Source organism: Sphingomonas sp. PP-CC-3A-396 (assembly GCF_004343105.1).
Lineage (GTDB): Bacteria > Pseudomonadota > Alphaproteobacteria > Sphingomonadales > Sphingomonadaceae > Sphingomonas.
This window is the reverse complement of record NZ_SLYF01000005.1, coordinates 376,374-403,297: the sequence shown is the minus strand read 5'-3', so window position 1 is coordinate 403,297 and position 26,924 is coordinate 376,374. Positions and strand designations below refer to the sequence as shown.

The following is a 26,924-nucleotide window of genomic DNA, read 5'->3' as shown; positions in this document are numbered from 1 at the left end:
ATGGACCTGCTGAAGGTCGAGCATCCGATCATACTGTCGCCCATGCCCCTTGGAGGCTCCCCAAGTCTGGCGCTCGCCGTATGTGCGGCCGGCGGACTCGGCTCGATCGGTTGCGCATTAAGTACCCCTGACGCTGCCGCTCGCGAGATAGCCACCATGCATGCGTCCACCGACGGGCCGTTCGCAGTCAACTTCTTCTGTCATGCCCAGGTCGCAGCCGATCTTGCGGCGGAAAGAGTCTGGAATGATGCGATGCGACCTTATTATCGCGCGTGGGACATCCCGTTCGAGCCGTCGAAGGACTGGCTCACGATCACGCCGTTCGACGATGCGATGTGCGACGTCCTCGAGCGCGCACCACCGGCAGTGGTGAGTTTTCATTTCGGCTTGCCTGCCCGGCATCTGGTCCACCGGTTGAAAGCGCTCGGGTGTCCGGTGATGTCGTCTGCGACCACCGTCGAAGAAGCGCGCTGGCTGGAAGCCAACGGCGCGGACATCGTCATCGCGCAAGGCGTGGAGGCAGGAGGGCATCGAGGCACTTTTCTGCCGCGCGATCCTATCTGGAGCGCAGGAGGCGACATCGGGACGTTCGCCTTGGTTCCACAAGTCGCCGACGCGGTGAGCATACCGGTCGTCGCCGCAGGAGGTATCGCCGATGGGCGTGGGATTGCTGCGGCATTCGCTTTGGGAGCGGATGGCGTACAGATCGGCACGGGATATCTGAGATGTCCGGAAGCGGAGATCTCGTCATCGTATAGACGTGCTCTGGAAGTTGCCGAGAGCGGCAGCACGGTCGTCACGAACGTCTTTACCGGGCGTGCCGCCCGCTCGATCGTGAACCGTGTGGTGCGCGACCTCGGGCCGATCTCGTCACTTGCTCCGGCCTTTCCGTCAGCCATGACCGCAATGCGGCAATTGGCGTTTGAGGCGGCGCGGCAGGGGGACGGCGACTTCACTCCGTTCTGGGCGGGGGAAGCCGTGGCGCTGGCGAGACCTCTTCCGGCGGGGGAACTGACGGCACTCCTGGTCACCGAAGCGATGCGTGCATTCCTTGGTGAAGTGGCGAATCCTACGAACGTGCGCCTGCCGGATTAAGCTCCAAAAAGCTTGCGAATGCGGTTCAACAAGGCGCTTTGCTCCGGCGCTGGGGCGCCCGCCTGCGCCGCAATCGCCCTTTCCACCAAGCCAAGACCGCGTTGAACCGACCGCTCGAATTCCCGAACGAGATCGGGATCACCCTGTAGAAGTGGGGCCAGCGCGGCACGGGAGACTTCGTAGACGACGCTTGTCGTCAACGCCGTGGCCCCGGCCGCGTGGGGGGCGTCGGTCAGCATGCTGATTTCGCCGATATACTCGCCGGCACCGATCCTTCCTACCAGCGTAGTGGCACCGTGCTCCGCGCCACGCGTGATCTCGAGAACGCCGGACGCGATGACGTATAGGCGGTCGTCTTTGGCACCTTCCCGAAAGAGCGTATCGCCTTGATCCAGCGAGCGCGGCCGCATCTGGCTTGCCAAGTCCGACCGTTTGTTCCTACCCAGGGGCCCGAACAAAGGAAGTTGGTTGATCAGCGCTTCGGCGGTCGTGGCATCATCGGCAACAATCACGGCGTATCGCAGTTCGAGCGCGATTCGGGTGAGCAGCATGCTCTTCGCGCGCGCGATCTCCGACGTCGCTGACACGAAGAAGTCGATCGCATACGTGTTTGTCCGAATGCCAAGACGCAATATCGTTGCCGACGAAGGCGGTGACAGGAGGACATCAGGACACAGCAGCGTCGCGTCATTGAGAATGCGGATGACGTGATCGACTGGCTCGTCGGAGGGCCTGATCAGCTGAAGCCGTGTCGAGCGCCTCTCGGTTGGGAAGCTCCGGTTCACGATCTGCGTCTTTGCAATGACGCTGTTCGGTATGGTCGCTATGTCCCCGCCGTCGGTGAGGATTCTGATGGATCTCCAGTTGGCCTGAGCCACGACGCCTTCGACGCCGTCACCAAGCGTTATGCGATGGCCGATCCTAAACGGATGCTCGATGCCAACTGCTATCCCTGAGAAGACGTCTGACAAGGTGTTCTGCAACGCAAGCCCGACGACCACCGCTATGATGCCCGACGTCGCCAACAGGCCGTTGACCGGTAGAAGCAGGACGAAGTTCAGCACGATCAACGTCGCGGCTATGTAGATCGCGCCCGACACCAGGTCGGACGTGATCCGTGCTTCGCGGGACGCCTGGTCGTGGCCCAATATGCGATCGGCGATCAACGCCGCGAGGTTTGCAGCCGCGAACCACCATGCCATCGCCACCGCACGCAGAAAATGCCCATCAGGCCCCAAGGGTACCTTGCGACCGGCAAGCAGGGGCGAGGTATCGTACCGGTAGAGGACAAAGCCCAGGATGGCAGTCAACGTCAGGAAGAAGACAGCTCTGATTGGCGCGGCTCGTTGGCGTACGGCCAGCAGGCCAACCGCTACTACGCCGAGAACGAGTATCGGAAGAAGAAAGGAGGACATGCGTTCGCGTAGCACGGGCCTTCCTGGCCAGCCAACAAATGAGCCACGGGCCAAGTTCGCCAAGTGTCCGGATAAGTATGAGGCCGATGATGCAAATCGTCCAATGGACGAGACACAGGATCTGACGAACGCCGGCTAATCAGAGCATGAGTATTGGCTCATATGGTTCGCATGACGAAGCAGCACACAGTCGCCCGACCAGCGTTACCTTTCTCCTTCGAAGGCGTTCGATCCGCAGCTGAAGCGCTTGGACACGGCCAGTCAGAAATCGGCGTGGGTTTTTTGTCGACGACGAATTTGCATGATCCAGACCTTATCGATGATGGCCGACCTGTCGGTCGGGGCCGGCAATCGATCAGTCCCTTGGGACCGGGCGCTGCGACATTATCGAGGGCAGGGGTGGTTGAACCCAAACACGTCGTTGGTCCCGTTGCGTATGGCGCCGCCGCCTCGTTAGGTGCGATCGCCCTCTGCGACGAATTCATCTACGTATTCGATGACCTTCTGGTTTCGGTTATCCTGACGCTGATCGTGGCCCTTTGGCTCCTGGTTGTGAGTAGCGCAGCACCGGGGAACCGTCGCTGACCGTCGCCGGATGCCTGATCTTCTTTGAAAGGTTCTCACATGGAAATCGGAATCGATAGCTTTGCCGCAACGTCCCAAATACTGGGAGGCGAACATCCTGTTGGCGACGCTGATCGGATGGCGTTCCTGCTCGACGAGATCGAGGCAGCAGATCGTGCCGGGCTCGACGTGTTCGGTATCGGCGAACATCATCGAAGCGACTATCTCGACAGCGCTCCAGCAGTGATCCTCGCGGCCGCGGCGGCACGCACCACGAACATTCGGCTGACCAGCGCGGTATCGGTACTGAGCGCAGCGGATCCCGTACGTGTCTTTCAAGAGTTCGCGACACTCGACCTGATATCGCGAGGCCGCGCGGAAATCGTTGTCGGGCGAGGCTCTTCGGTCGAGGCGTACCCGTTGTTCGGTTATGATCTCAAGGATTACGACGCGTTGTTCGCCGAGAAGCTCGATCTGCTGATGAAGGTGCGGGACAGTGCGCATGTCGAATGGACGGGGCGCTTCCGAGCGCCGTTGAAGGGCCAAGGCATCTACCCCCGCCCGCATCAGGCATCCTTGCCGATCTGGCTTGGTGTCGGCGGCACGCCGCAATCATTCGTGCGCGCCGGTACTCTCGGGTTGCCGTTGATGGTTGCGATCATTGGAGGCGAAATCGCGCGCTTCCGTCCGTTGATCGATCTGTACCGGCAGGCTGGAGCAAGCGCCGGTCATGAGGCGAAGACGCTGAAGGTCGGGATACATGCCATGGGGTTCGTCGCCGATACGACGCGCGAGGCCCAGGATCGCTTCTTCCCAGGCTGGCAGAGAATGTTCACGAAGATCGGCCGCGAGCGGGGTTGGCCTCCTGCGACCCGTCCGCAGTTTGACGAACTCGTCGCACCGAACGGCGCCTTTCTCGTTGGAGACCCGGAGACGGTCGCGGCCAAGATCCTGCGCGCCGATCGTGACATCGGCGGGATCGATCGCCTAACCTTCCAGATGAGTTCTGCAGGGCACGATAACGCGGCGATGCTGCGTTCGATTTCGCTGTTGGGACTGGAGGTGCGCCCACGTGCGAACGGTCACGCACGACCTACGCGAATGGTCCTTCGTTGATTCTGGCTTAGCGGCAGATCATCGGCCTGTCTGCCGCAGCTGACGCCGAAGCGCTGAACCAAGCAGCCGCGCCATATGCGCTGCGCACAAAACTCCGGCAATTGCACGATTTCATCATGATGGCTGTGGAGCGCCGGCACGGCCAAGCGGCCTGAACAGCATCGTGCAACCTGCGATCAGCATATTGATCGAGGTGTCGAAGGCAGCTCTCCGCGCCGAGCCCCCTTCCACGCCCGTCTTCAGCCGCGATCGGCGTAACGCGGCGGCGCTTCGTACGGTCGCGAGCAGCCGTCCGTTGGTCCATGGCTTGGATACAAAGTCGGTCGCGCCGCGCTTCATCGCTATCACCGCGATCTGCACGCCGCCGCGTGTGGTGATCAGCACGATCGCTGCCCGCGGATCGACCGACAGCATCCGCCCGAGCCAATCGAAACCCTCAGCGCCGCCGGTCGCCCCGTGAGCGAAATTGGCGTCGAGGAATATGACGTCGGGATCCGCGTGCGCATGATCTGCAGCGTATTGACGGGGGACGTAGTGGTCACGACCTCGGCGAACATCTGGCGCGTCACGGGCCTTGCGGGCGAGCAGGATATCGGCGTCGCCGTCGACGACCAGACAAAGATCGAAGGAAAAGTCTTCGAGGGTCTGCGCACACGGCATGGGTCGGCTCCTGGCGATCTAGCGACTCGGTCGGGATATGTTCTTGGAGGTGCATTGGTGTCCGCCGGCGGACACCAGCTGTCCGATGGCGGACACCGCGTGAAAGTCCAGACCCGGCAGCGTCGTCAAACCGCTCTGTGTTGCCGACTTTCTAAAACTGGCACGGTGTCTGCAGTCTGGGACGTATCCGGCGTCGCGCCGAACGTCAGCGTAAGGACTGGTCCTATGCCTATCTGCAACACTATCGGAACGGGCAGCCGTCCTGCCGGTAATGATCGGGCTTCTCGCGCTATCCAGCGTTGCCAGCGCGGAGACGCAGGACTTCCAGCAACGCGCAGTGCATTATGCGCACGATGATCTTGAGATCCCGAAAGGGCGTCGGGCACTTAATCGGCATATCAGCGCCGCGGTAGAGATGGTCTGCGCGCAGTTGCCACATCTTTTCCAACGAATCCCGATGGTCTTCGTCCAATGGTTGGGATGCTGTGTTTGCCGAGGCGAGGGTGTTGGGGCGAATGGAATGGTCCTAAATAGATGATCAGCGATCGGAATGTTCGGCTCTGCATGGCCGGAATAAGTTCCAATATCGCATCGTAATATTAAATCTAACAAGTCTAGTGGTAAAACAAGATGATCATCAATGATAGCTGGCGCGCAAGAAATAGACTTGCACGGAAAACTGCTCGTTGCCTTCAGCGCTCGTACAGAACATATGAATGACGCTTCGTCAATGCATGTGATCGTGGCCGACGAGGACGGCCCGAATCGAAGCGAAGTAGTATCTTATCTGGAGGATAACGGCATTCAAACTACGACAGTTGCAGCGCGGTCGGATCTGTTTCGAAGCATCGATCTCCATGACCCCGATGTCGTGATCCTTGAGAAGCGTTTCGGATCTGTCGAGAGCCTGGATCTGCTGCCGGCCATACGCACGAAGAGCGCTGTTCCCGTCATTCTTGTCGGCGGCGGTGCGGCGGACGAGGGCGACCGCGTAATCGGACTGGAAACGGGCGCCGACGATTATCTTTCAAGGCCGTTAGCCCTGCGTGAACTGCTTGCGCGTACGCGCGCCGTCATACGTCGCCGCGATATCGATTACACGCAGAAGCCGAGAAGCAGATATCGCCGATACCGTTTTGCCGATTGGCTGTTCGACCAGCGCGAGCGGCGGCTCGAGCGCATCGACGGTACCGAGCAACCGTTGACCAACACCGAATTCGCGCTGCTCAGCGCGTTCGTGGTTGCCTCAGGAAAGGCGCTGTCGCGGGAGCATCTTCTACGGGTTACGCGGCGGCACGATGACATCTCCGACCGCAGCATTGATGTGCAAGTGCTGCGGCTTCGTCGCAAGTTGGACGACGGGGCGACGAACAAGAAGCTGATCCGATCCGAGCGCGGGGTAGGCTATCTTTTCGATATCGACGTCCGACTTGACTGACCGCACCGAACATCCTGCATTCGAAGCCGGCATCGTGCCCTTAGGTTACATAAGTAACCGTTTTTGCGTAGTACCAATCTAATGCCATCACTAAAGCTCGCGAACCGAAGTCATTGAGTAGACGAAGATCGTTCCAGGTCTTGCTCGGTCCATGCCGCGACGATCCAGCAGCCGTAATTCGGCGATGATGCGCCGACCTTATCATACCGAGTTTAGATTTTGACCGAAATAAGCATCGACCTCGTCACGAACAACTACGACCGGAAGCTGTTCGTCGATCTACCGTTTCGTCTGTACCGAGACGATTTGTCCTGGGTCCCGCCGCTTAAGAGGGAGGCCCTGGGTTTGATAACACCCGAAAAGAACGGTTGGTTCAGTCATGCCGAGGCACAGTTGTTCCTGGCGTATGAGCGCGGACGGGTGGTCGGGCGGATTTCGGCGCACATCGATACGCTGGCGCTTACCATGCCGGCGGAGCAGGGGTTCGGTCCGGGGGTAGGCCAATGGGGCTTGATGGAGGCCGAACGCGAAGACGTGTTCCTAGCGCTGCTCGCGGAAGCCGAGGATTGGCTCCGCCGCAAGGGCATGACGCGCGCGCTGGGCCCGATCAGCATGTCGATCTGGGAAGAGCCCGGCTTACTCGTAAGCGGATTCGACCACCCGCCGACGATCATGATGGGCCATGCCAAGCCCGAATATCGAGAATGGATCGAGCACGCCGGGTACCAGCAGGTCAAGCAATTGCTGACCTACGACCTCGATATCACCATGGGCTTTCCGAAAATCGTTCAGCGGATCATCGCGTCGGGCCAGGCGAACCCGCGGATCCGCATACGGCAGGTGAACAAATCCAGGTTCAAGGAAGAGGCGGCGCTCATATTGGCCATCCTCAACGATGCCTGGTCGGACAAGTGGGGCTTCGTTCCCCTGACGCAACCCGAGATCGACGACGTCGGGACCAAGCTCAAACCCATCGTGTTCAATGATCTGATCAGCATAGCCGAGGTGGACGGAAGGCCAGTGGCGTTCATGATCGCGCTTCCGGATCTGAACGAGGCAATCAAACCCCTGAACGGCGCGTTGCTACCATTCGGCTGGGCCAAGCTGCTCTGGTGGCTGCGCCGACCAAAGGTTCGAACGATACGTGTGCCCCTGATGGGCGTGATCAAGGAGCTTCAGGCTTCGCGAATGGCCAGCCAACTTGCCTTCATGATGATCGAGAACATCCGATCCGCAGGCGTGGCCAACTACGGTGCGATGCGGAGCGAAATCGGCTGGATACTTGAAGACAACAAGGGAATGCGTTCGATCGCAGAGACGATCAACAGCAAGGTCAACAAGGTCTACAACATCTACGCAAGAGAGCTGTGAGCCCTGGGCGGAAAGCTGCCCGCCTCGTCGTCGTCGAAGCCACGTGATCGCTTGCCCAGCCGGTCGAAGATGGAGCGGTTTTGGCATTTCCACATGCCGTACTGACGGCCGGGTCTCGCCAAGACATCATTATATAAGGAACCGTCGTGCAGTCAGCATCCGGAGAGATACTCATCGTTGGCGCAGGGATAGCGGGGCTCGCCGTGGCGCGGGCGCTGCAGGAACGGTCAGTGCCGTTTTCAGTCGTCGAGCGCCGTTTGGTGCCGACCGACGGAGGGTTGGCCATCGTCTTGCCAGGGAATGCAATGCAGGCGCTCGCCACGCTCGGGCTCCGGGAACAGATCGAAGCGATCGGTCATCCGATTGGTCGACGGCAGTATCGCGCTGCGAATGACCGGCTGCTCTGCGAGATCGACGAGGATGCCTTCTGGGGGCCGACGTGCCGTCCGTGCTGCGTACGCCGTTCGGCCCTGCTCGCCATGTTGGCGGACGGGCTGCCGCACCACTCTGTCTGGCACGATGCCGGCGTCGCCGCGATGGTGTCGCATGCGAGGCATGCCGAAGTCACGTTGACCAATGGTGCAAGCCTGAGCGCGCGGCTCGTCGTTGGCGCGGACGGCGTTCATTCGACGATACGCGCGCAAACCTTTGTTGGCCAGAGCGGCGTGACGGGCGCGTTGATGGCGCAGTCGAGTTGGCGCTTCATGGCGCCCAATCCGGGCGTGGATTGCTGGAGCCTGTGGACGGGCGCCGACGGGATGGTCCTGCTGGTCCCAGTGGACGGCGATGCCGTGTACGGATGGGTGGCCACGACGCGGCCGCATCCGGCGGGCAGTCCAACCAATCCAATCGCGCGGATGGAACACGGCTTTCCGGAACGGGTTCGGCGCGCCTTGCGACACGCGCTCTCGCAGGAGGGCAGTCTCTATCATTCCCCGATGGAAGAGGTGCGCCTGCCGACTTGGCATCGCGGTCGTGCGGTGCTTGTCGGCGACGCGGCGCACGCGACGGCTCCGGTGTGGGCACAGGGTGCCGCGCTCGCGCTGGAAGACGCGATCGTCCTTGCCCGATCGGTAGGCGAGCACCTCGATATCGCGACGGCGCTGTCGGACTACCAGCACCAGCGATGGAAGCGGGTCGCGCATGTGCAGCGTTTGACGGACGCCATGTCTAGAGCCGCCAAGCTGCCGAACCTGATCCGCAATGCACTGCTCCCGGTGATCGGGCCGCGACGGTATCGGCAGACATACGAGCCGCTAAAAGTCCAAGTGTGACGCAGATCCAGACTGTTCGAATCCATCAGTTCTCCCGTCCGAGTAAAAAATCATGATCCACAATTCTCGTCCCCGCCGCTTTATCTTCAGTGGAGTGGATATGCGAATACTCTCTTCGTCGACCGAAAACGGGGGGCAATTCTCGCTCATTCAGGGGATCGTGCCCCCGGGGGGCGGCGGAGTCCTTCACGTCCATGCGTTCGAAGATGAAACGATGCATCTTCTGGAAGGTGAACTCGACGTGACAATCGGCGGCGAGACCTTCGTCTTGCGCGCCGGAGAGACGTATTTCGCGCCCCGAAACGTTCCGCATGGTTTGTACAACCGCACCGATCGGCCGGCACGCGGCCTGGTCGTAACCACGCCCGGCGGGTTCGATCGCTTCATCGCGCAAGCGGGCATCCCGATGTCCGATACCGACAGCATACCTGCCGGCAAGCCGCCTACCGACGTCGAGATGGGACATCTCCTAATGCTGGCGGAGGAGTTCGGGATCACGATCCTAGAAGGGCCCGCCGGTCCGAACTGAGCGCGCTGTGCGGCCACGCCGCGAACCAGGTCCTCCTATCGCGAAAAGTTGAGTTCCGACCATGATCGTCGATCGTCGTACCCTTACCATGGGCATGCTCGCCGCCGCCGCAGTTCCAGCTTTTGCCCGCGCAAAAGCTGCGTCGCCCTATCCCGATATGGCCCAATGGCACACCGATACGCCGCCCGAGCGCGAAGGCATGGCGCCCGGCCCGAACGGCGCCGTCTACTACCGGGTTTACGGCAAACCGGGCGGCATCCCGGTCGTCGTGCTGCATGGCGGCCCCGCCGCCGGCGAGATCTACATGCGTCCGTATGCCGGTCTCGCAACCGACCGCCAAGTCGTTCTGTACGACCAGACGGGCTGCGGTCGGTCCGCGCGCCCGAAAGACCTGACCATGTATACCCCGGACAGCTACGTTTCCGAACTGGAGATGCTGCGCGATCACTTGGGGTTTTCGCAGATGGCGCTGCTCGGCCACAGCTGGGGCGGGTTCCTCGGCCCGTTGTACGCGACCGCCTACCCCAAACGCGTCAAGGCGCTCGTCCTGGCAGGTTCGGCGACGTCCACGCAGGATTTCACCGAAGCCTCCCATCGTTGGATGAGGGAGTTCGGAGCGTCGGCCGTTGCCACTGTGGCCCGTCATGCAGCCGATCCGGAACGATCGGATCCTGCCTATGATGCGCTGATGATCGCCTATTACCAGCGTCACATGCTGCGCATCGATCCTTGGCCCGCCTTCTTCAATGAGGGTGGCGAGGCGCTGGTGGCCAATCCGGTCTATATCCATCTTAACGGTCCCAGCGAAATCGACTTCTCGGGGACGCTGAAGGATCTTGATATAAGCCTGACTCTCGCAAGCATCCCGGTGCCGACCCTCGTTACTTGCGGCGAGTTCGACGAAGTGCCGGCGTGGGTCGGCAACAAAATCGTCAAATTGATGCCCAACGCCAGGCTGTCGGTCTTCAAGAACGCCTCGCACATGGCGCACATCGAATACCCTCGCGAGGTGATCGGCACGACATCACGCTTCCTGCGGGGGGTCTGAAAGGTGGGCTGAAGAACGCGCGACGGCTGCAAAGGCATAACCTTCGCAGCCGTCACCTGCCTCTAGGCCGCGGCGGGGCGGTGAAAAGCGACCCATGCCACGAGCGCGTCTGCAAACGCGGTCAGTATTGTCTTGCCCGGACCATCGATCAACGCACCGCTGTCATCGAACAGCATCGGCGAGTTACCGAGATAGGTTTCAGACTGCTGCATCGTGGGCATTTCGAGAAACACCAGCGATTGGCGCAGATGATGGTTGGCGCCGAAACCCTCGATCATCCCTGGGGAGTGCGAGACGATGCTGGCTGGTTTCGACGCCCAGGCGCTCGCACATGCGGCCGCGATCCGACGTCGATCGCATTCTTCAACGCGGCGGGGACCGACCGGTTGTATTCGGGCGTCACGAAAAGGATGGCGCGATCGCGCGACGGAATGCGTCCCATGCCGGTACGCCCTCTCCGTCGCGCTCGGGGTTGTACAGCGGCATCGAGCGCCAGCCGGCGTGCCAGGATGTCCTGCAGTGCGGTTGTGATCCTTCTCGAGACGCCATGGTCCTGCAGGCTGCCGAGAATGATGCCGATGCGTGGAAGCGTGGTCATGGGAGATCCTTGTTTTGCCAAGCGTCCGGGACGAGCGGGATGGGTCATGCCGGAGCAGCTGCCCCCGTTGCGGAAGAGCGCCTTCCGCGGCGTTCGCGGGACGTACGAGCCGGTTCAGCTGGGGAGCGCGCGCGTACGTGCAGCATCGATGCTCCAAGCTCCGGCGCCTGCGATGCCCAGATAGAGGAAGGCGAAGCAGTACAGGATCGCCAGTTCGCCGCCGTTCAGGGACGGAAAGAACCCCTGTGGGGCATGTACGAGGAAATAGCCGACCGCCATCTCCCCGGATAGAAGGATCGCCACCGGGCGGGTAAACAGCCCAACGACGAGGAATGCGCCGCCGATGAATTCGAACACGCCGGCAGCGCCGAACAGGCTAAGTATGGCGACCTGCCCCGGCTGAGCCCCGGTGGGAAAACCGGTCATTTTCGCGAGCCCGTGGGCAAAGAACAGGAGCGCGAATACGACGCGGAAAAGAGCCAGTAATCGGGGCGTCCATACGGCTTTGGCGTTTAAATCCATGGTAGGCATTACGAAGACCTTCGTATCTGTGGGGATCGGACGCACGCGGTGTCGTTCTCGGGAGACCGGGGCGAGGGAGGGAAGCCGCCGACGAGGGTTCAGATCTCGGCTGCATAATCGTCAGGCGCCCTTGAAGACCGGCACTGACCGGCCCGTGACATCGGCCTGAGGCAGGAGCGCCCCCAGTTCGGCGATCCTGGCTTCGCCGCGGATCAGCGCATCTTCGCTGGAATGGACCGAATAGTAGCCGAGCACGAGATCATGCGGATGCGGGATCGCGGATCCGACGACGAAGGTCGATGGCCCTGCCTCATCGGCCTGGAAATGCATCGCGCCACGCTGGTCGAAGATGCCCATGTCGCCCGCGTGCAGCGTCGAGCCAACGTCTACGGTGCCGCTTGCAACCGCTACGAACGCTGCGCTGTGTCCGACCGGGGGCTGGTACGTCCATTCCTCGTTCGCCTGCAGCGTGACCAGAAGATAGTTGATGCCGTCAGGCGCATTCACCGGGCTGCGCGCACCGTGCAGCGTGCCCAGGATCACCTTGGCGGGTCCAACCTGCGGCATCGCCTTCGTTTCGATATAGGCAGTCTCGACGGGGCCGTTCTCAAGCTCGGGCGGCAAAGCGATCCACAACTGGAAGCCACGGACCTGGCTCGACTCGCCGCGCGACAATTCCTGGCCATGCCATACGCCGCCGCCTGCACGCATCCATTCGACGGCGCCATAGGCAATGGTGCCTTGTCCCTGCTCCGGATCGTCGTACCTCAGATCGCCTTCCACGAGCACGGTGACCGTCGCGATGCCGGAATGCGGATGCACCGGCATCCCGCCCATCGTCTGGCCGTTGATGTGGAACAGGTCGAGGAAGACGAAGGGCTTGAGGCGCTCGCCCAGATCGGAAGGGCTCATCAATCGGACGATGTCGCCGTGGCCGCGCCCACGCGTGATATGGACGATACGGCGGTCCGAGATGGCTGACTTGGGCAAGGGCGTTGCGAGCGTTGATAGCATCATGATCTTTCCTGAGCAGGCGTGGGAGACGCCGTTGGCTCTGAAAGGACATCTAGTTTGCTAGCTTCATTCCCAGAACCCGATCATCTCACAACATAAAGTCCCATCTCACAGACTTTCGATACATGTTCGCGAAGACGAAGCGCGGATACGGCCGAGCTAATCGTTGACGATCTTGGGAAATTCACGGGACAGATGGTCAAGGAACAGCCGAACCGCGGGCATTATGCCGTCACGGACCGGAACGACGGCGGAGATGGCGGCTTTTCCCGCAATCCAGTCGGGCATGACGCGGATCAGGGCACCGCTTCGTTCTTCGGTACGGCAGATCCAGCTCGGCAATGCCACGACTCCGATACCTTCTTCGGCAAACTGCTTCAGCATGAGTAGGTCGTTCCCCGTGAACTTGGGTTTTACGGGTACTATCCGCTCGCCGAGTTGCGTGTGGTTGAGCTTCCATGCCTGAGCGTGACCCGGGCGCAACATGGCCAGCGTGTCGTGGTTCGCCAAATCCTCCGGCGCATTGGGTAGACCGTGCAGGCCGACATAGGCGGGGGACGCGAACAGGTACCAGGGCGCCAACGCGAGCACTCGCTGCACGAGGCTGGAATCGGAAAGCGCGCCGGTGTGCGACCGGATCGCCAGATCAAATCCACCGCCGATGATGTCGACCTGGTCGTCGCTGGTATGCTGCTCGAAACGTATCTTGGGGTGATCTCGGGCGAAGCCCGGTACGATATGCCGCATAGCGAAGAGGGAAGGGGCAACCCCGGTGGTGAACTTGATGACTCCGGTAGGCTCGACGAGCCGCTGGCGCACGCCGTTCTCCGCCAGATCGGCGTGCTCGAGCATGTCGACGGCATGCCGATAGAATAGCGATCCGGCATCGGTCATGCTCTGGCTTCGCGATGTCCGGTTCACCAGACGCACGCCAAGCTCGGTTTCGAGCTGCTGCAAACGGTGGCTGAGGGTCGATTTAGGCACGTTCATCGTGCGGCTGGCGGCCGTCAGCCCGCCTGCGTCGACCACGCCGACAAAATATCTGAAATCGTTCAGGTCAAGCACGCAACATCCCTTGATCAGAAGGGCATCCAAGACCCGCTTCGATGGCGCGTCACTACCCGGATCAGCGTACGGGCTAAAGGGCGATCATCACGCGGGCTACGGAACTTCGATTGCGAGCGGTCAGCGGCCGTCGGTTCCGCGCTCTGCCGCCGACATGTCATCGACTACAACGTCAGTGGATGGGGCAGCTGCGCTGCGTTCGCTGCGAGGATCTGGAGGCGATCAAATGATCATCTCGAAGCGGGCACCGCCTGCTTCGTTGCGTCCTACCTCTATGGCGCCGTCGTGAAGCAGCACTATCTGGCGCGCGAAGCTGAGGCCGACGCCGTTGCCATCGGCCTTGGTCGTGAAGAAGGGCAAGAAAATGTCCCGTGCGACCTTTTCGGGGATCCCCGGACCATTGTCGTCGACGACGATTCGAGTTCGTCCCGCTGCAGCGCCTTCTATCGCAACCGCGATCAGCGGTGTCGCCTGCGCCGCCATCGCCGCTTCAGCACCGTTCTTAAGCAGATTTAGAAGCACTTGCGAGATGAGGTCCCGGTCGGCCGAGATTTCCAGCAGATCGGGCCGCACGTCTGTGGTCAATGTCGTCGCAGCCCCTCGCGGGGTAGCCGCATGCAACCGTGCCAGTTCATCGAGCCAAGGTCGTGCCGCGAAGCGCTCGACGGTGATCGAGGGCACCGTACTGAACTGACGATAGGACTCTACAAAGTGCATGATGCCGGCGGCTCGGCGTGACAGCGCCTCAACCGCCATCCGCGCGTCCGTGACGGTCGCATCGCTACCGTCGTCGATCGCTGCCATCAGATGTGCGGCACTGGCGGCCAAAGACGTTACCGGGGTCACCGAATTCATGATCTCGTGCGTCAGGACGCGCACCAGGTCGGATTGCGTCGCGATCTCGGCGGCATCGAGTTCGCTTTGGATCACCTGTACCGATACCAGCCGCCAGGCTGCGCCGTTTCGGTCGAACCCCGTGCAGGATACCGTGGCGCGTTCGCTCCGTTCACCAACCGTGATCCGGCACATCCGTCGCTCGCCGGGCGCAAGCCCCGCCAGCGCTGTCGCGAAGCCTTCGCCGTAACGACCGAACTCTGCGATGCGGCGTCCCTCCGCTCCCCCGAACATCCTCCGGGCCTGCTTGTTCGACAGCTGCACCACGCCGCACGGGTCGATCGCCAGCAGCGGCGTCGGCGCCTCGTCGACCAGAGCCGTGGCAAAGCGGTAGTCGGCCGCATCAATGGCCCGTTGCTCTCGCCGGTGGCGAAGAGCTGAGTCGAATGCAGCGCCAAGGGCATCGAACCCGGTGCCTTGGCCCGATCGCTGAAACTCCTGCGCCAGATCGCCCCGATCGAGTGCAGCGACGAAGCTGGCGACCGCAAGGTTGGTGCGTTGAACCTGACGCCAGAGCATCCAGACTAGCGTTGCAGCGGACATCGAGACGAACGCTTTGGTCGCATAGAGTTCTGGTAGCTGCAGCAGCCAAGCGAGCAGTACGAAGGTGGCGACGACGGCGGCCAGGCAGACACCGGACTCGACGACGAAACGGCGTTTAGAGCGCATATTTCTCCATCCGCCGATACAACGTTCCGCGTGTCAGACCCAGGTCGGTGGCCGCGTAGGAGATGTTGTAGCCGTGCTTCTTCAACGCAGCTTCGATGAGGTCCTTTTCGGCACGATCGAGATTGAGGTCGCGTCCCTCCGGCGTGATGGCTGGCGCTGGCGCAGCCAAGGCGCGCGGCAGCGGAAAGTCGCTAAAGGTAAGTGTCTGGCCTTCAGACAGGATCACCGCCCGTTCGGCAGCGTGGCGCAGCGCACGGATGTTCCCCGGCCAGTCATGGGTCTTCAGCGTAGCCATCACGGTCTCGGGCACCAAGGGTACAGGCTTACCGTACTTACCCGCATAGATCGTCAGGAAATGCGTCATCAGCAGAGGAATGTCTTCGCGTCGGTCACGTAGGGACGGTAGCTCAATCTCTACGGTGTTCAGCCGGAACAGCAGATCCTGACGGAACCTGCGTTCGTCGGCCAATGCCCGCGTTGGAAGATTTGTCGCCGAAATGATCCGGACGTCTATCGGCACTGCCTTGTTCGCGCCGACCGGTGTCACCTTGCGCTGCTCCAGCGCAGTGAGCAGCTTGGGTTGCAGATGGAGCGGCAGGTTGCCGACCTCGTCCAAGAATACGGTTCCGCCCTCGGCCGCTTGCATCCGACCAATGCGGTCGGTGCGGGCGTCCGTGAATGCTCCCTTCGCATGGCCGAACAGTTCGGAATCGAACAGGCTCTCTGCGATTGCGCCGAGATCGACTGACAGCATGATGGCGTCGGCGCGCCGCGATTGACGGTGCAAAGCGCGCGCCACCAGTTCCTTGCCGGTGCCGTTCTCGCCCAAGATGAGAACGTTGGCGTCAGTCGGCGCTGCCTTGTCTATCAAGGATTGGACCCTAGCCATCGCAGGCGAATCTCCAAGCAGCTCTGCACCTGGCGGAGCCAGCGCGGCGGCGCGGGTATTGACCCGTTCCACGCCCGTCTCCAACCGCGATCGGCGTAACGCGGCGGCGCTTCGCACTGTTGCGAGCAGCCGTTCGTTGGTCCACGGCTTGGATACGAAGTCGGTCGCGCCGCGCTTCATCGCCTCCACCGCGATCTGCACGCCTCCGTGTGCGGTGATCAGCACGATCGCTGCCCGCGGGTCGAGCGACAGCATCCGCCCGAGCCAAGCGAAACCCTCCGCGCCGTCGGTCGCCCCCCGCGCGAAGTTTGCGTCGAGCAGGATGACGTCGGGGCTTCGCGTGCGAATGATCTCGAGCGCCTCGACGGGGGACGTAGTGATCACCACTTCGGCAAACATTTGGCGCATCACGAGCCTGGCGGCGAGCAGGATATCGGCGTCGTCGTCGACGACCAGACAAAGGTCGAAAGAGAAGTCTTCGGGGGTCTGCGCACGCGGCATGGGTCGGCTCCTGGCGATCTAGCGACTCTGTCTGGATATGTTCTTGAAAGGTGCGTCACGGTGTCCGCCGCCGGACACCACCTGTCCGCTAGCGGACACAGCACGAAAGTCCAGACCCGGCAGTGTCGTCAAACTGCTCCGTGCCGCCGCTTTTTTCGAACTGGCACGGTGTCTGCAACGTGGAACGTATCCGGCGTGGTGCCGAACGTGTGGTGAAGGAATCGTCCCATGTCTATCTCTGCAACACTGTCGAAACTGGCGGCCGTTTTGCCCGTCATGGTCGGACTTCTTGCGCTTGTCGGCTCTGCCGACGCTGTCAGCGCGGAGACTCAGGGCCTCCAGCAAAGCGCGGTACGCGTCACGCAGGATGATCTAGCGACCCGGAAGGGGCGGCGGGCACTCGATCGGCGTATTGGCGCCGCCGTAGAGAAGGTCTGCGCGCCCGGTACCGGGAGCCGAGTCCGGGATCAGAGCTGCACGAGCCAGGCCGCGGCACAGGCCCGTCGTGACATTGCTGCTCAGGGCGTAGAGTTCACCGCAGCGCAAGTCGGATCGCGCTGAGCGTCGTTCGAGGCACTTCCCGCACGCGGAGCGGTCCGCGAGCGGACACTCTTGGCCGTCGAGGCGACCGACATGGAAATGGTGATCTGATGTTGATAGCGGAAGCGCAAATTCCCCTGATGCTGGCGGCGGCCGTCACCGGCGCGCACATGGATCGGCGTGTCGAACGTCCTCCCCCTTCGCGATGGCGGCGCTTCGCAGTGGCAGCCGCCCTGATTGCGTTGGCCTTGCTGGCCTGGCGTCTCACGCCATCGACCGGCTCGACCGACATCGCAGTTGGCGATGTCGACATCGGCGGGGTCTCGCGTGCTCCGTTCGCGGACTATTTACCGGTGCGCGCCAACGTCGCGCCTGCCGTCACGACGCTCGTCGGCGCCCTTTCGGGGGGGCAGGTCGAGACGGTGCTGGCGCAGGATGGCAGCATGGTCGTCGCGCGTCAGCCGATCGCGACACTCGCGAACCCGACACTGAAGCTCGACGTGCTCACTCGAGAAGCGACCATCGCGAGCCAGCTCGGCACGGTGTCGGGTGACGACCTGCAGCTCGAGCGGGGCCGGCTTGACCGTGCGACGCAAACGGCCTCGGCAGAGTACGACTACATCAAGGCCAAGCGCGACCTGTCAGTGCAGCAGCGACTCCATGACCAGGGGTTCGTCTCGGATGCGGGCGTCGAGAGCTACATCGAACAAGCGCGATATCACCGGAAGCGGCTCGGCCAGCTGCAGTCGGGCGAGACGTCGGAGCGCCGGATCTCCGGTACGCAGACACAGCGTCTGGCCGATACCCGTGCGCGGCTGTCAGGCAATCTGGCGGCGGTGCAGGCGAGCCTTGATGCATTGGTGATCCGCACGCCGGTCGGCGGGCGTCTCACCAACTTCACGATCCAGCCCGGTCAGATGCTGAAGGCCGGTGACCCGGCGGGTCAGGTCGACAGCGAGGGATCCTGGAAACTCGTGGCCGATGTAGACGAATACTACCTTGGCAGGGTGCGCGTCGGCCAGACGGTGGGCGGCAACGAGGCCCAACTCGTCGTGAGCAAGGTGCTGCCCGCAGTCACCAACGGACATTTCCGGATCGAGCTCACCTTCCGGGGCCCACCACCCGCCGGGCTTAATCGCGGCCAGGCGATTGACGTGCGCGTGACTTTGGGGGCGACGCGGAAGGCGATGGTGGCGCCGATTGGCGGGTGGCTCGAGAGCGGCGGCGGTGCCTTCGCCTTCGTCGTGGACGCCGACGGGCTTCATGCGCGGCGCCGTGCTGTCACCGTGGGCCGCCGCAGTCCAGAACAGATCGAGATCCTTTCCGGACTTTCGGTCGGCGATCGCATCGTCACCTCCAGCACCGCGTCCATCAAGGGCGACATCCTCAACATCCGCTAGCAGGAAGTATCGATGATCAAGCTCGCATCCATTCAACGCCGTTATGCGTCCGACGAAGTCGAGACAACGGCGCTGGCCGACATCAATCTCGACGTTGCTGCCGGTGAATTTCTCGCGATCATGGGCCCCTCGGGCTGCGGCAAGTCGACCCTGCTCAACATTCTGGGCACTGTCGATCGGCCCACTGCCGGGCAGTACATGTTCGGTGACCGCGATCTCGCGACGCTTGGCGAAGCTGCGCTGGCACGGTTGCGCGGCGAGACGTTGGGCTTCGTGTTCCAGAGCTTCAACCTGATCGACGAACTGACGATCCAAGAGAACATCGAGCTGGGTCTGGCCTACCGCAATGTCCCAGCGAGCGACCGCAAGGCTCGGACCGGCGCGGCGATGGACCGCGTCGGCATCTCGCACCGGGCCCGGCATTTCCCGCACCAGTTGTCCGGCGGTCAACAGCAGCGTGCTGCGATCGCGCGCGCCATCGTCGGCGATCCAAAGCTGATCCTGGCCGACGAACCGACCGGCAACCTGGACACTCAGAACGGCGAGCAGGTGATGGACATCCTGACCAGCCTGAATGCGGAAGGAGCGACGATCATCATGGTCACGCATTCGCCCGCACATGCCGACATCGCCCGCCGCCGCATCGACATGCTCGATGGCCGTATCATCTCGTCCGTGCTTCGCGCGCTTTGAGGACAGGATCATGAATCATATAGTCTGGCTTGGTTTCTACCGGTCGCTCACCCGTCACAAGATGTTCGCTAGCCTCAACATCGGTGGGCTGGCGATCGGCATCGCCGTCTTCGTAGTGCTCGGCCTCTATGTCCGGTTCGAGACCAGTTACGAGAATTGGCTACCGCATCATGACCAGATCTACGTGATCGAAACCGTGTTGGAGGACGATCCCAACTATGGCGCCGGCCTTAGTACGCCGGTTGCGCTCTGGTCCGCGATCAGCCGTGATCTGCCCGCCATCGTGGGCACGCGATTGGACACGCCCACCGCCACCGTGATTCAGGACGGCATCGGGATCAATGAGAACCTCGCTCGCGTCGATCCGAAGTTCTTTTCGGTCATGGACCTGCCGGCGGTTAAAGGGGATCTTCGCACCGCGCTTGCCAGTCCATCCGACATCGTCGTCACGCAGCGCACGGCGATCAAATACTTCGGCGCCGCCTCCGCCCTCGGGAAGACCATGACGCTCGCGTTCGGGGGCGAAGAGCATCTCTACCGCGTCTCTGCCGTGATCGCCGACCTGCCCAGAAATACCGAGCTCGACTTCGACTTGATCGTACCGCTGACGGTGACGAACGATTCCGCAAATCCGGCCTACGCTGCCGACCACAACTGGAACTACGGTTCTCTGCGCACCTTCGTTCGGCTCCCCGATGCCGACGCGATGCGTCGTTTTAGCGGCGACCTCACCGGAGTTGTCGCGCGGCATGCACGGAGCGAGACGCCGGGAGGTGACCTGTCTGCGATAGACTTTAAGCTACAGCGATTGACCGGGATGCATTTCGAGGCCCCAGGGTCGGAACTGACCGTCACCACGCTAGGCATCGTCGGCCTGCTCACGCTGCTCATCGCGATCGTGAACTACGTAAACCTGGCGACGGCGCGGGCGGGGCTGCGAGCGCGGGAGGTCGCGATGCGCAAAGTCTTGGGCGCCGACAGCGCGACCCTCGCACGCCATTATGTCGGTGAGGCCATCGCGACGACCGCGATCGCGGCGTTCATCGGGCTAATTTTGGCGGAATGCAGCGTGCCGCTGATCAACGCCGCCGCCGGCTTGACGCTGCACATCGAATATCTCGGTTGGAACGGTGTGCTTCTTCCCATGGTCGTCCTTGTTCTCGTCGTAGGCAACGTCGCCGGCATCTATCCAGCGTTGGTGCTTTCCCGCTTTCCTGCAGCTGCGGTGCTCGCTTCGGCACGGTCGCCAGGAGGCGGCCGCACGGGGACACGGATCCGCGAGGCGCTCGTGGTACTGCAGTTTACCATCGCGATCGCGTTCGTCGTCGGTACGCTGGTCCTGGTCGCACAGACTCGCCACGTCCGCAGCGCCGATCCGGGATACGATCGACAGGACATCCTCATCGTCCCGTCGCTGGCCAGCAGTAGCCTGGATACGGCGCAGCGCGCGACGTTGCTCCATCGCTTCGCTTCCGCACCGGGCGTGTCCGGGGTTGCCGTCGGCAACTCGGTTCCGGGAGGCGGACTGTTGGTTACGGCAGCCAACTTCAAGGTCCCGGGCAATTCCGGTCCCGGGCCTCAACTGCAATCGTTTCAAACGACGCCCGGATATTTCAGGTTGCTGGAAGCGAAGCTCGTTGCAGGGCGCGTGTTCGACGCAGCGCGCCCAGGCGATGCCAAGGCGACCTCGGCAACAGGCGAAATGCCGCCTGGCTCGACGCCAGTCAATGTCGTGCTTAATCGCAGCGCGGTAGCCGCGCTGCGATACGCATCCCCCCAAGCGGCGATCGGCAAGACCTTTGGCGGCGACAACCCGAAGACCGTGATAGGCGTAGTCAAGGACATGCGCTTCGGGTCCGCTCGCAGCGCCGTTCCGCCGACGCTGTACGAATTCCAGCTTCGCGACCCGGTCATGGGTTTCGCGATGTTGCGCTTTACGGGCGATCCGCAGGTAACGACCGACGTCGTACGGCGCATCTGGCGTGAGACGGCCCCGCAGGTGCCGTTCAGAGCCAGGACAGCGGTACAGTCGCTTGATCGGTTCTATGCAAGGGACGACCGCGCCGCCCGGCTATTCACGATCGGTGCCGTGCTGGCAGTGGCGATCGGCTGCATCGGACTGTGGGGACTGGCGTCGTTCAACACCGCACGACGGGTCAAGGAGATCGGCATCCGGAAAACCCTGGGCGCCTCCTCGACCGATATCGTGCGGCTGCTGGTCGGCCAGTTCCTCCGCCCCGTGCTGATCGCCAACCTGTTCGCTTGGCCGCTGGCGTTCTTCGCGATGCGGACCTGGCTGGCGGGATTCGACGATCGGATCGCGCTGTCGCCGCTCTACTTCGGCGCGGCGAGCATGTTGGCGGTGACGATCGCGGTGTTCACTGTGCTGACGCAGTCGCTACGCGCCTCGCGGGCGGCACCAGCCTGGGCGCTGCGCCATGATTAAGGCGCTCTTGCTGCTCGGTGGAGCTTGTCTGATCGCGACGCCCGCCTCGGCGGAGACCCTCGGTGATGCGGTCCGCGCTGCCTACGCCAGCAATCCGACGTTGGCGGCTGCAGCGGCGCGGCAGGCCGGGCTCGCTCAGACCGTCGATCAGGCCCGAGCCGGCGGACGGCTCGCTTTGGGAGCCGATGTCTCGGCCGGCTATGACCGGTTCGATTACGGCAAGGGGGGCGGGGCCGCGGTATCCGCTGACCTGCCAATCTGGACCGGCGGTCGCGTCCGCAACGCCGTGCTCGCGGCGCAGGGCGACGTCTCAGCTGGCGAACAAGCGCTGCGGGACACTCGGGCGGCCGTGCTGGAAAGCGTGGTCACCGTGTTCGCCGACCTGCTGTACGACCAGCAGGCGGTCAAGATCGTCGAGGCCGACATCGCTCTGCTGGATAACCAGGTCGCAGAGGCAGACGCGCGCTTCGCGCTCGGCAGTTCGACGCGCACGGACGTTGCCCGGCTCGAGGCGCAGGTCGCCTCCGCCCGAGCGACGCGCGCCGACGCGATGGCAAATCTTGCGATCGACAGCGCAACCTACCTAGCGACCGTCGGGCACGCCCCAGGCGTGCTCGCCGATCCGGTCGAGACGTTGGAAGGCCTGCCCACGACGCTCGATCAGGCGCACGCCCGTACGCTGATCGGCAATCCGCTCTACCAGCAGGCCCGGATCGCCGCACGGGGTGCCGCAGCCCGTATCGACGTGGCACGGTCCAATGGCGCGCCGAGCGTCTCGTTGGGCGGGAACTACGGATATGCGGCCCGGCTTGGAAGCGGCGGCAGCTACAACCGCGCAGCGACCGGCGGGCTGACAATACATGTGCCGATCCTAACCGGTGGACTGGTCGGTGCCCAAGTCCGTCAGTCTCGCGCTGATTTCCGAGCCGCGCAGTTCGATGCCGAAGCCGCGGGTCGGGAAGCGACGCGCGCGACCGACGCCGCATGGGCGCTGTCCATCAGCCGACAGGCGCAAGCAGCGGCGAACGCCGAAAGTGTGGCCGCCGCCGAGACCGCGCTGAAAGGGGTCCGAGCGGAATATGCCTTCGCGCTCCGATCCACCCTCGACATTCTGGTGGCGGACGAGAGTCTGCGCGGCGCGGAGCTCGCGCTCGCGCGCAACCGAAGCGACCTGCTCATCGCGCAAGCCTTGCTGCTTCGCGCCACCGGCCGGTTGGACGGCAGGGCGTTCGCCATGGCGCCAAGTCCTCGGGACGAATGACCAAGACGAAGATGCCGCTTCAACCATCGTCCGAACCCTTGGACGAACAGTCCTGATCCTACCGGCTAATCGCCCGACCAGCACTAGCCTACCTATCAAACCATCGAACCGGCATTCGTACCGCGTGCCGTTGCCTCGAGGCTCGACCGAGCCGAACCTACAGGAGTTACCATGACCAACCCAACGGACGCCCCGTCGCTAGACGCTTGGGCCGGAAAGATCTTCAGTTCCGGTTGGACGACGAGCAAGGGCGGAACCGAGCCAGTCATCGAAAAGGCCACCGGCGCGGTGCTTGGTAGCAGCGGTGTCGGGTCGGCCGAGGATGTCAGGATCGCTGCAAGCGCGGCGCACGATGCGCAGCAGGCCTGGAGCGCATGGACCGGACCGGCGCGCGGCAACGTGCTTCGCGAGTTGTCGCGCCTCATTCTCGTGCATGGCGACTGGATCGAAGAGCAGTTGGTTCGTGAAACCGGCTCGATCCGGCTTAAGGCACAGTGGGAAGTCGGGGTCGTCGCACGCGAGATCCTCGAAGCGGCCTCGCTCGGCAGTCAGCCCTACGGCGTTCTCAACGCCACCGCGGAACCCGGCCGCACGAGCGTCGCACGCCGCATCCCGGTTGGCGTGGTCGGAATCATCACGCCCTGGAACTCGCCCTTCATCCTCGCAGCCCGTGCGATCGGCCCGGCGCTCGCGGTCGGCAACACCGTGATCCTCAAACCGGACATTCAGACTCCGTTCGTAGGCGGCTTCATCTTCGCGCATCTCCTCGAGCTGGCTGGCCTTCCCAAGGGCGTCTTCCATGTGCTGCCGGGCGCTGCGGAGACCGGTGCGGCGATCGTTGCCGAACCGCTGATCAACATGATCAGCTTCACCGGATCGACGAAGGTCGGGCGCCAGATCGGTTCGGTCGCCGGCGGCATGCTCAAGCGCGTATCGCTCGAGCTTGGAGGCAACAATCCCTTCATCGTGCTGGAGGATGCCGACATCGAAGCAGCCGCCAGCGCGGGAGCCTGGGGCGCCTTCTTCCATCAGGGACAGATATGTCTCACGGCTGGGCGGCACATCGTCCACGAGAGCGTAGCCGATCGCTACGCGGAAGCGCTTGTCCGCCACGCCAGGGCTCTGGTCGTCGGCGACCCGGTTGATCCCGCCGTCCAGATCGGTCCGATTGTCAACGAGCGACAGGCGACGAACGTCGATCGCATCGTGCGCGAGACGCTGGCCAAGGGCGGCAAGCTGGTCGCAGGCGGCGCTCGGAACGGGCTGTTCTTCGAGCCTACCGTCATCACTGGCGTCACGCCCGGTATGGCGGCGTTCGACGAGGAGATCTTCGGCCCGGTCGCGCCGATCACCACCTTCTCCTCGGACGAACAGGCGATCGCGCTCGCCAACGTCTCGGAATACGGCCTCGTCGCAGCCGTCGTATCGCCCGATCTGGCTCGTGCTCAGCGCATTGCGGACGCCCTGCATTCCGGCGTCGTGCACATCAACGATCAGACGGTGCTTCACGAAGTCTACGGACCGATCGGCGGCGTCGGTTCGTCCGGCAACGGCTTTGCTCACTCGACGCTGACCAACGCCGACCAGTTTACCGAATGGCAGTGGGTCACGACGCGAACGGCCGTCCCTGCCTACCCGTTCTGATCACAAGGCCGGGTAGCGTTGAAGCGCTATCCGGCCCAAACCCAAGGAATCCAATGATGACATATGCATCGCGTATTGATGTCCACCAGCATATCGTTCCTCCCTTCTGGGCCGAGGCTCTACCCGCGCATGGCGGCGATCCATCCGGCACCGTCGCGCCGGACTGGTCGCCGGAAAAGGCCATCGCGTTCATGGACTCGCAGCAGATCGCGACGGGAATCCTGTCGCTCACGGCCCCAGGCGTCGTGCAATGGCCGACGACCGAGCGGCGCGAGATGGCGCGCCGCGTCAACGAATACACGGCCGATGTCGTGTCGGCACGCCCCGCCCGGTTCGGCAACTTCGCGACGCTACCCCTGCCCGATGTCGAGGGGGCGTTGCTCGAACTCGACTATGCGCTCGATACCCTTCACGCAGATGGCGTGATCCTGCTCGCTAACGTGGGCGGCCAGTATCTCGGCGATCCAGCGTTCGAACCCCTGTGGGCCGAACTCGACCGGCGCGGGACCCTGGTCTTCATCCATCCTGGCCAGCCACCGTTGCAGACGATCCACGGCGTAGCCGGGCCGCTGGTCGACTATCCCTTCGATACCACTCGGGCTGCGGTGCAACTGGTGCTCAATGGCGTGGTCGACCGATATCCCAACGTTTCCATCATCCTGGCCCATGCCGGTGGTTTCCTGCCCTACGCCTCTCATCGCTTCGCCGAGTTGGCGCAGGTCTTTCGCCCCGAACTCGACGATCCAGCGGCGCTGCTGAAGGGGCTGCAATCCTTCTACTTCGACACGGCACTATCGTCGGGCGAGGCGGTGTTTCCGACGCTGAAGGCATTTGCGGGAGACCGCATTCTCTTCGGTAGTGACTTCCCCTACGCGCCGGCGCACGTCGCATCGCGGTTTACGGAGAAGTTGGACGCCTTCGGCGGGTTCACGACCGCTGAGCGTTCGATGGTCGATCGCGGAAAGGCGTTGGAGCTCCTGCCAAGACTCGGTCAGCTGACGGCGTAAGCGGCGCCTGGCAATGGTCTCTCCGGGGCGAGCGCCCGCCCCGGAAGCAGAGCCCGACGCGGCGGACAGCGAAGCTGACGACCGACAGGCTCGGACGGGGGATCTTTGCGGCAACCTCGATGATTCCCCTTAGGAAAGACACACCATGACCATCGTCAGTGCAAACGGCGCTCAGATTCCTTCCCTCGGCTTCGGCACCTTTCGCATGAGCGAGCCCACCGTTGCAGCCGTTCTCCCCGCCGCGCTGAGAACCGGTTTCCGCCACGTCGATACGGCGCAGATCTATGACAACGAGGGCGCAGTCGGTGCAGCCATTCGGTCCTCGGGAGTTCCGCGGAACGAGATCTTCCTGACCACCAAAGTGTGGGTGGCCAACTTTTCGCTTCGTTCGTTCGCCCGCTCCGTCGAGGAGAGCCTGCGAAAGTTGCAGACGGACCATGTCGACCTGCTCCTGCTGCACTGGCCGAACGGAAGCGACGTGTCTCGCGAGGTACAGATATCCGAACTGAACAGCGTGTTCGACAAGGGGATGACCCGCCACATAGGCATCTCGAACTACTCGATTGCGCAGATGCACGAAGCCGCGACGCTCAGCGCAGCGCCGCTGGTAACGAATCAGGTCGAATACCACCCCTTCCTGTCCCAGGATCGCCTTCTCGCCGCTGCGCGCGGGCTGGGCATGTCGCTCACCGCCTACTACGCAATGGCGGACGGACGGTCGGCGACCGATCCCGTCCTTCGCGAGATCGGGGCAAGGCACCGCAAATCTGCTGCGCAGGTGGCGCTGCGCTGGTTGGTCCAGCAGAAGGACGTCATCACCCTGTCGAAGACCGTCAAGTTGACGCGGGTGGATGAGAACTTCGCCATCTTCGACTTTGCCCTGTCGGACAGCGAGATGCTGACGATCGGCGAGTTGGCGACTCCGGGCGGCAGGATCATCTCGCCTCACGGCCTAGCGCCTGACTGGGACTAGCCCATGTCATTCCCGCTGGACGTAGACCTAGCGCTTCCGGATTCTGAACAAACTACGTCCAGGTTCGGACGAGGTTGCAACGTACTCGTCGCATTCCTCCGAAGGGAACGATCGAGCAGATAGCGCGATGCACGCCCGCATCGCCTTAAAACACTTCTCGCGAGACGTCCGGCAAAGACGCTCAATCTCGCCGAGTATCGGAGAGACCGGATTGCTGACTAGACTACAGAGCGCCAAGACTGCTCAACGTCCGTGAGCACGCACGCGGTGTTGACCGGCCGTGCGCAGCGGGGTGGCG

Annotated in this window: 25 protein-coding genes; 16 read left to right on the top strand and 9 right to left on the bottom strand. The window is 62.8% G+C overall.

Features of this window, described 5'->3' with window-relative positions:
• Positions 1 to 1,095 carry a nitronate monooxygenase gene (locus tag C8J40_RS12265; RefSeq protein WP_132897231.1) on the top strand — a complete coding sequence of 365 codons (1,095 nt, stop codon included), beginning with the start codon at positions 1 to 3 and terminating at the stop codon, positions 1,093 to 1,095.
• Here C8J40_RS12265 and C8J40_RS12260 read toward each other — a convergent pair.
• Entirely contained in the window at positions 1,092 to 2,525 is a 1,434-nt protein-coding gene (locus C8J40_RS12260) for a mechanosensitive ion channel family protein (protein WP_207901217.1), read from the bottom strand. The genes C8J40_RS12265 and C8J40_RS12260 overlap by 4 nt on opposite strands.
• A gap of 156 nt (positions 2,526 to 2,681) precedes the next feature.
• Here C8J40_RS12260 and C8J40_RS20350 point away from each other — a divergent pair, with 156 nt between their 5' ends.
• On the top strand, positions 2,682 to 3,095 hold the full coding sequence (locus C8J40_RS20350) for a hypothetical protein (protein ID WP_165911445.1): 414 nt from the start codon (positions 2,682 to 2,684) through the stop codon (positions 3,093 to 3,095).
• 39 nt (positions 3,096 to 3,134) lie between these two features.
• Positions 3,135 to 4,190 carry an Atu2307/SP_0267 family LLM class monooxygenase gene (locus tag C8J40_RS12255; RefSeq protein ID WP_132897229.1) on the top strand — a complete coding sequence of 352 codons (1,056 nt, stop codon included), beginning with the start codon at positions 3,135 to 3,137 and terminating at the stop codon, positions 4,188 to 4,190.
• Between the two features lie 114 nt (positions 4,191 to 4,304).
• Here the strand turns inward: C8J40_RS12255 and C8J40_RS12250 are convergent, their stop codons facing one another.
• Positions 4,305 to 4,850 (bottom strand): response regulator, encoded by a 546-nt coding sequence (locus C8J40_RS12250; RefSeq protein WP_243693359.1) that lies wholly within the window; start codon positions 4,848 to 4,850, stop codon positions 4,305 to 4,307.
• A gap of 640 nt (positions 4,851 to 5,490) precedes the next feature.
• On the opposite strand from C8J40_RS12250, the gene C8J40_RS12240 reads away from it, so the two are divergent.
• From C8J40_RS12240 to C8J40_RS12220, 5 genes are all read left to right on the top strand, one after another.
• A complete protein-coding gene (locus C8J40_RS12240; RefSeq protein WP_132897227.1) occupies positions 5,491 to 6,288 on the top strand; it encodes a winged helix-turn-helix domain-containing protein in 798 nt (265 codons plus the stop codon).
• A gap of 216 nt (positions 6,289 to 6,504) precedes the next feature.
• Positions 6,505 to 7,659, top strand: coding sequence for an N-acetyltransferase (locus C8J40_RS12235; RefSeq protein WP_132897226.1), 1,155 nt, complete (start codon positions 6,505 to 6,507; stop codon positions 7,657 to 7,659).
• 146 nt (positions 7,660 to 7,805) lie between these two features.
• Positions 7,806 to 8,933: an FAD-dependent monooxygenase gene (locus C8J40_RS12230; protein ID WP_132897225.1), complete on the top strand. Its 1,128-nt coding sequence runs from the start codon at positions 7,806 to 7,808 to the stop codon at positions 8,931 to 8,933.
• Between the two features lie 52 nt (positions 8,934 to 8,985).
• Entirely contained in the window at positions 8,986 to 9,462 is a 477-nt protein-coding gene (locus tag C8J40_RS12225; protein WP_132897224.1) for a cupin domain-containing protein, read from the top strand.
• 61 nt (positions 9,463 to 9,523) lie between these two features.
• Entirely contained in the window at positions 9,524 to 10,510 is a 987-nt protein-coding gene (locus C8J40_RS12220; protein ID WP_132897223.1) for a proline iminopeptidase-family hydrolase, read from the top strand.
• A 62-nt stretch (positions 10,511 to 10,572) separates the two neighbouring features.
• Here the strand turns inward: C8J40_RS12220 and C8J40_RS20915 are convergent, their stop codons facing one another.
• The 7 genes from C8J40_RS20915 to C8J40_RS12190 form a co-directional block, all read right to left on the bottom strand.
• Positions 10,573 to 10,788 (bottom strand): hypothetical protein, encoded by a 216-nt coding sequence (locus tag C8J40_RS20915; protein ID WP_279432596.1) that lies wholly within the window; start codon positions 10,786 to 10,788, stop codon positions 10,573 to 10,575.
• A complete protein-coding gene (locus C8J40_RS20910; protein ID WP_279432595.1) occupies positions 10,785 to 11,108 on the bottom strand; it encodes an NAD(P)H-dependent oxidoreductase in 324 nt (107 codons plus the stop codon). The genes C8J40_RS20915 and C8J40_RS20910 overlap by 4 nt, the downstream gene beginning before the upstream one ends.
• Positions 11,109 to 11,222: 114 nt before the next feature.
• Complete coding sequence (locus C8J40_RS12210) at positions 11,223 to 11,630, bottom strand: DoxX family protein (protein WP_132897292.1); 408 nt, start codon at positions 11,628 to 11,630, stop codon at positions 11,223 to 11,225.
• A 120-nt stretch (positions 11,631 to 11,750) separates the two neighbouring features.
• The gene (locus tag C8J40_RS12205; protein ID WP_207901216.1) at positions 11,751 to 12,647 is read right to left on the bottom strand and encodes a pirin family protein; all 897 of its coding nucleotides are present in this window, start codon (positions 12,645 to 12,647) and stop codon (positions 11,751 to 11,753) included.
• Positions 12,648 to 12,803: 156 nt separating this feature from the next.
• Positions 12,804 to 13,739, bottom strand: coding sequence for a LysR substrate-binding domain-containing protein (locus C8J40_RS12200; RefSeq protein ID WP_207901215.1), 936 nt, complete (start codon positions 13,737 to 13,739; stop codon positions 12,804 to 12,806).
• 192 nt (positions 13,740 to 13,931) lie between these two features.
• Positions 13,932 to 15,272, bottom strand: a complete 1,341-nt coding sequence (locus C8J40_RS12195; RefSeq protein ID WP_132897222.1) for an ATP-binding protein — start codon at positions 15,270 to 15,272, stop codon at positions 13,932 to 13,934.
• Positions 15,262 to 16,662, bottom strand: a complete 1,401-nt coding sequence (locus C8J40_RS12190; RefSeq protein ID WP_132897221.1) for a sigma-54 dependent transcriptional regulator — start codon at positions 16,660 to 16,662, stop codon at positions 15,262 to 15,264. Before C8J40_RS12190 ends, C8J40_RS12195 begins: the two co-directional genes overlap by 11 nt.
• 228 nt (positions 16,663 to 16,890) lie before the next feature.
• Here C8J40_RS12190 and C8J40_RS12185 point away from each other — a divergent pair, with 228 nt between their 5' ends.
• The 8 genes from C8J40_RS12185 to C8J40_RS12150 all read left to right on the top strand — a co-directional run bounded on the left by C8J40_RS12185 (position 16,891) and on the right by C8J40_RS12150 (position 26,626).
• The gene (locus C8J40_RS12185) at positions 16,891 to 17,223 is read left to right on the top strand and encodes a UrcA family protein (RefSeq protein ID WP_132897220.1); all 333 of its coding nucleotides are present in this window, start codon (positions 16,891 to 16,893) and stop codon (positions 17,221 to 17,223) included.
• Between the two features lie 89 nt (positions 17,224 to 17,312).
• The gene (locus tag C8J40_RS12180) at positions 17,313 to 18,602 is read left to right on the top strand and encodes an HlyD family efflux transporter periplasmic adaptor subunit (protein ID WP_243693356.1); all 1,290 of its coding nucleotides are present in this window, start codon (positions 17,313 to 17,315) and stop codon (positions 18,600 to 18,602) included.
• 12 nt (positions 18,603 to 18,614) lie between these two features.
• Entirely contained in the window at positions 18,615 to 19,295 is a 681-nt protein-coding gene (locus C8J40_RS12175) for an ABC transporter ATP-binding protein (RefSeq protein ID WP_132897219.1), read from the top strand.
• 10 nt (positions 19,296 to 19,305) lie between these two features.
• Positions 19,306 to 21,741, top strand: a complete 2,436-nt coding sequence (locus C8J40_RS12170; RefSeq protein WP_132897218.1) for an FtsX-like permease family protein — start codon at positions 19,306 to 19,308, stop codon at positions 21,739 to 21,741.
• Complete coding sequence (locus C8J40_RS12165; RefSeq protein WP_132897217.1) at positions 21,734 to 23,002, top strand: TolC family protein; 1,269 nt, start codon at positions 21,734 to 21,736, stop codon at positions 23,000 to 23,002. The genes C8J40_RS12170 and C8J40_RS12165 overlap by 8 nt, the downstream gene beginning before the upstream one ends.
• Positions 23,003 to 23,173: 171 nt before the next feature.
• Positions 23,174 to 24,646, top strand: coding sequence for a benzaldehyde dehydrogenase (locus tag C8J40_RS12160; RefSeq protein ID WP_132897216.1), 1,473 nt, complete (start codon positions 23,174 to 23,176; stop codon positions 24,644 to 24,646).
• A 56-nt stretch (positions 24,647 to 24,702) separates the two neighbouring features.
• On the top strand, positions 24,703 to 25,653 hold the full coding sequence (locus C8J40_RS12155) for an amidohydrolase family protein (protein WP_132897288.1): 951 nt from the start codon (positions 24,703 to 24,705) through the stop codon (positions 25,651 to 25,653).
• A 145-nt stretch (positions 25,654 to 25,798) separates the two neighbouring features.
• Complete coding sequence (locus tag C8J40_RS12150) at positions 25,799 to 26,626, top strand: aldo/keto reductase (protein ID WP_132897215.1); 828 nt, start codon at positions 25,799 to 25,801, stop codon at positions 26,624 to 26,626.
• Positions 26,627 to 26,924: the final 298 nt, after the last annotated feature.

Coding starts and splice junctions, on each gene's coding strand:
- C8J40_RS12195 (WP_132897222.1), bottom strand. CDS start 15,272: ATGCGCTCTAAACGCCGTTTCGTCGTCGAGTCCGGTGTCTGCCTGGCC.
- C8J40_RS12255 (WP_132897229.1), top strand. CDS start 3,135: ATGGAAATCGGAATCGATAGCTTTGCCGCAACGTCCCAAATACTGGGA.
- C8J40_RS12250 (WP_243693359.1), bottom strand. CDS start 4,850: ATGCCGTGTGCGCAGACCCTCGAAGACTTTTCCTTCGATCTTTGTCTG.
- C8J40_RS12160 (WP_132897216.1), top strand. CDS start 23,174: ATGACCAACCCAACGGACGCCCCGTCGCTAGACGCTTGGGCCGGAAAG.
- C8J40_RS12240 (WP_132897227.1), top strand. CDS start 5,491: ATGATAGCTGGCGCGCAAGAAATAGACTTGCACGGAAAACTGCTCGTT.
- C8J40_RS20350 (WP_165911445.1), top strand. CDS start 2,682: ATGACGAAGCAGCACACAGTCGCCCGACCAGCGTTACCTTTCTCCTTC.
- C8J40_RS12225 (WP_132897224.1), top strand. CDS start 8,986: ATGATCCACAATTCTCGTCCCCGCCGCTTTATCTTCAGTGGAGTGGAT.
- C8J40_RS12220 (WP_132897223.1), top strand. CDS start 9,524: ATGATCGTCGATCGTCGTACCCTTACCATGGGCATGCTCGCCGCCGCC.
- C8J40_RS12180 (WP_243693356.1), top strand. CDS start 17,313: ATGTTGATAGCGGAAGCGCAAATTCCCCTGATGCTGGCGGCGGCCGTC.
- C8J40_RS12185 (WP_132897220.1), top strand. CDS start 16,891: ATGTCTATCTCTGCAACACTGTCGAAACTGGCGGCCGTTTTGCCCGTC.
- C8J40_RS12175 (WP_132897219.1), top strand. CDS start 18,615: ATGATCAAGCTCGCATCCATTCAACGCCGTTATGCGTCCGACGAAGTC.
- C8J40_RS12210 (WP_132897292.1), bottom strand. CDS start 11,630: ATGGATTTAAACGCCAAAGCCGTATGGACGCCCCGATTACTGGCTCTT.
- C8J40_RS20915 (WP_279432596.1), bottom strand. CDS start 10,788: ATGATCGAGGGTTTCGGCGCCAACCATCATCTGCGCCAATCGCTGGTG.
- C8J40_RS12150 (WP_132897215.1), top strand. CDS start 25,799: ATGACCATCGTCAGTGCAAACGGCGCTCAGATTCCTTCCCTCGGCTTC.
- C8J40_RS12265 (WP_132897231.1), top strand. CDS start 1: ATGGACCTGCTGAAGGTCGAGCATCCGATCATACTGTCGCCCATGCCC.
- C8J40_RS12190 (WP_132897221.1), bottom strand. CDS start 16,662: ATGCCGCGTGCGCAGACCCCCGAAGACTTCTCTTTCGACCTTTGTCTG.
- C8J40_RS12170 (WP_132897218.1), top strand. CDS start 19,306: ATGAATCATATAGTCTGGCTTGGTTTCTACCGGTCGCTCACCCGTCAC.
- C8J40_RS20910 (WP_279432595.1), bottom strand. CDS start 11,108: ATGACCACGCTTCCACGCATCGGCATCATTCTCGGCAGCCTGCAGGAC.
- C8J40_RS12205 (WP_207901216.1), bottom strand. CDS start 12,647: ATGATGCTATCAACGCTCGCAACGCCCTTGCCCAAGTCAGCCATCTCG.
- C8J40_RS12165 (WP_132897217.1), top strand. CDS start 21,734: ATGATTAAGGCGCTCTTGCTGCTCGGTGGAGCTTGTCTGATCGCGACG.
- C8J40_RS12155 (WP_132897288.1), top strand. CDS start 24,703: ATGACATATGCATCGCGTATTGATGTCCACCAGCATATCGTTCCTCCC.